A 3,535-nucleotide genomic window follows, 5' to 3' on the forward strand; every position below is an offset into this window, starting at 1 on the left:
TTCAAACAATCGCTCCGGGGTCACTTGTATTCTACTCATCACGTTCTCCATCTGTCCAGGTTTGGACTCTACTTCTTCTTTTGTGAAAACTAACGTGTCTTATACGCAATCTTTCCCTCACTTGATCCCTGATATCTAATTTAAGAACTTGTCCCGGTAGTATTCTTGATACGCTTGCTCACTCATCATACCCGGGTGTATCTCACCATAGCGATTGTACTTGTACGTTGCGGTATCACGCAGCTGCACCCCAGGCACCTGACGCATCCGGTCGTTCAGAATGACAAACCGTTTCACCTGATCCTCTGCGGAACCAATACGGATAAAGTTCCGCTGATTGGTTGAGTAGTACAGATCCACAGGCACACGCGTTTTTCCATCCTTGCTCACAAAATCAAAGGTCGGTGTAAGCCGAATGCCATCTCGCGGGCCAAACATATTGCCTTTGGTTTTAAAATCGAATTTAAAGTGGTATCCCGTCTTCACGGCTACATTCTTATACCCCTGAAGCGGATGGCTTCCCGGACGAATGGGCACGGTGAACTGTGAATAATTTCCCCGCTTGTCCCCGTCAATATCCTGCGTGCCGGTCCAGTAGCTAATCCACGTTGGAGCTATACTTCCCTTGTAACGGCGGAAGACCAGTTCCCAGTTGTAGTCAGCGATATCTGTGATTTCAAAATCGTACAGCCTGCCGATAAACTCAACCGAAACTTCGTCACTCGCCAGATGATACGTTAGATCGGTATTCGCATCTGGCTGCGCATTACTACGGGACATGCTTTCGAAATCGTCCGGGGCATTCTCGGCAATATTGCGGAACTGCACCTGGTAGCCCCCTTCGTCAACCCAAACCGGAAGATAGAAGGTCGTATCCAGGACATACACCGGAACATCAATCCACGTATTCCTCGGATAAAACTGCGTCCGGTCTTCGCTATACACGTCAAAGGGGAATCGCACCTGTTTAATCCGAAAATATTTGGCATAGTCCCGATTCCCGTACCCCGGATACGAGCCAACATCCAGATGCTGACCGCTGGTAGGCATGCGTACCGTGAATGGACGCTCCAGAATCAAGGCAGAGCGATTCATGTTGGGTACGGTTTTCTGGTTATGCGGCTGATCATCCGATACGAGAGAATAGTTGACGACCGGAGTGTGGACCGTTACGGTGTTGATTCCTGCAATGTCATACGCCAGTTCTTCCTCCTCAGCCTCAACACTACCATCCGCCAGCGTATAACGGATCTGTCCTGTGCTCGGTTGATCCTTCTTGTTCGTCTTCTCGGACGGAATGTAGTTATACGGGCTGTAGAGCACATATGGATCAATTTCCTCTGGTTCAGGAATTTGTCCAGGTTGTGGTCCTTCTTTGGCGTACGCTGCTTGTCCATGATCGTCTGGCCCTTGAACACCAACGAATCATTTTCAACCTGCACATCGGGAATGGCTGCTTCGGCTACATCCTGAAAATCTAATGGATCCGGGTCCGGCCTGCTGTCCTCACCGTCCTTGGATTGAGGCGGCCCTTGCACCTTCTCAGGCAGTGGCGCCGGGTAGAAATCTCCCGTCGTTTCCGCGGTAAAATCAGGGGGTGTATATCCGGAAGGATTGATCGTGATCTGCTCCCCTGAGAAGGCGTAGTTTTCTAAAGTTGCATCCTCAATGTTGTAGACACTAAGTCCTGCAATCGTCCAATACGAATAAGGTCGAACTACGGTATACGAACTAGGCACCACTTCGGTATCCGTCATGGGTGTAGGGGGCGTCTCCTCATCCTCGCCCTCTTCGGTCCAGGTTAGCGTCCAGGTTGTTTCTACAACGACAGTATAGGTACACGTGCCCGTCATCTGAACAAATTGGTTTTTGAATAGATAGTTCAGGGCGAAGACGTTGCCGTACAGACTTTCTGATGTCGGAATGCCCTTTAGCACATCGAACGGTTCACTGCCTCGCTGATCCGCCTTAATCATGGCCCTGACGGCCGGGTTCATGCTCTCTCCTTCCATCGTCTGTCCGGGCTCAGGCCGGGTACACACGTTATCTGAATTGTTCGGTTCCTCTGGATTTTTAAGTTTGTAGTAGTAGTAAACCTAGTAGTTAGGAAAGGTGCCGTCATATTTGAATCCCACCGGGTCTCCACCCGTTCGAGAACCCCCCGTGACTTTAGGCATTTCCCGAGTGCTCTTCTTGTGACCTTCATATGTATACTTTTCACCTGGCGCGGTGTGAGGGAAGGTATAATCCTTCCCCTTCTCCAGCTTCATTTCCTTGTCGGTAAAACCGTCTATACCATTCAACGGATTACCTTTGGTATCGAAGTGCTGAATAATCGCCATGCCTTCGGCTGGTTCGAGTTCTATGGCAAATAGGGTTGGGAAGTAATAACGATACCCTTCTACACCGGGAGCAAATGGTGGTATGTTTGGCTTCTGCTCCTCCTCCCTTTTCCGATCTACTGCTTATTGTGCTATAAGCCACCCATCCAAAACATAAAACTCTTTTTGTGCTTTATTAGTCCCCTTACCTACAACGGGTGTATCCCTATATTTGTCATAATCCCTCGATGAGGTAGCTCTTTGATAATATTGTTTAGGGTGTTGTCTTAACTCTTCTGCTCTGGATTTTGTAAAGATCAATTCGCCCAAATTTGTATTATTGGAATTCTTCCAGTTATATTGAAATTGTGTAACCTCAATGTTTTTAATCTTTCGATTTGATCCGAATGCAAATTCGTATGTTCCCCCATCAACCTGCAATACTTTGTCACCTGGTTTGTGCCCCTCATCTGTCCATTGACCACCACTACTTTTCCACACTTCGTAATACACCATACCAACAAAGTAGTATAAATTTGGATTATCAGGGTCCTGCAAGAGCCTGTCTGCCCCAACAGTGAAAACGGCTGCCTCAGCCGTACCAGAGTGAAATGTGAAAATAGCGAATAGTGAAGAAAATAATATGACCATTGAGAGTAAGAAGCTTATTATCCGTTGTATCATAATTAACTCCTCTACTTAAATGGATTCACAATGGCTATAGCATAGTTTTCCCAATCAAGCGATTTGAGTAATATGTAATCTGCAGAATTAAGTTTAAATTTGCTATAATCATAATTTTCTATATAATTTCCATTTTGGAATTTATCACTTTCACTAACTATAGGATAATAATTCATGACCGTATCATCTCGATTATCTGTAAAAAGAAAATCGATTACACCACGAGGTTTAGCAAAATCATTTTTGACCAAAAATGAAATGGGATACCCTCCTTCGCTGGCTCGAATCTGGATTAAGTCCTCCCCTGTTTTCTTACTTTTGACCATATCCAAACTGTATACGACCTGACTATCAGCCAATCTGATCGGTAAATCACTTTCTTTGATAATTTTCACACCTGTATGAACTTTTCCATTAATGTCTCTGAAGGATAAGTCACTCTTCGTATACGCCTTAAAATCACTCAGCTTCGTCAGTTTAAATTCCTTATCATCTGTACTCCGAAAATTCTTGTTCCCAATCCATACCCA

At 45.7% G+C, this 3,535-nt stretch carries 3 protein-coding genes and 1 pseudogene; all 4 read right to left on the reverse strand.

From position 1 onward, the window contains the following. Positions 1–1,169: 1,169 nt before the first annotated feature. On the reverse strand, positions 1,170–1,997 hold the full coding sequence (locus DFQ00_RS30040) for a DUF5704 domain-containing protein (protein ID WP_244214031.1): 828 nt from the start codon (positions 1,995–1,997) through the stop codon (positions 1,170–1,172). 99 nt (positions 1,998–2,096) lie between these two features. Then, the gene (locus tag DFQ00_RS28425; protein WP_110899747.1) at positions 2,097–2,342 is read right to left on the reverse strand and encodes a hypothetical protein; all 246 of its coding nucleotides are present in this window, start codon (positions 2,340–2,342) and stop codon (positions 2,097–2,099) included. Between the two features lie 123 nt (positions 2,343–2,465). After that, complete coding sequence (locus tag DFQ00_RS28430) at positions 2,466–3,005, reverse strand: hypothetical protein (RefSeq protein WP_110899748.1); 540 nt, start codon at positions 3,003–3,005, stop codon at positions 2,466–2,468. 11 nt (positions 3,006–3,016) lie between these two features. Beyond that, positions 3,017–3,535: pseudogene (locus DFQ00_RS29370) on the reverse strand (copper amine oxidase N-terminal domain-containing protein); the annotation flags it as partial.

Source organism: Paenibacillus barcinonensis, assembly GCF_003217495.1.
GTDB lineage: Bacteria > Bacillota > Bacilli > Paenibacillales > Paenibacillaceae > Paenibacillus > Paenibacillus barcinonensis.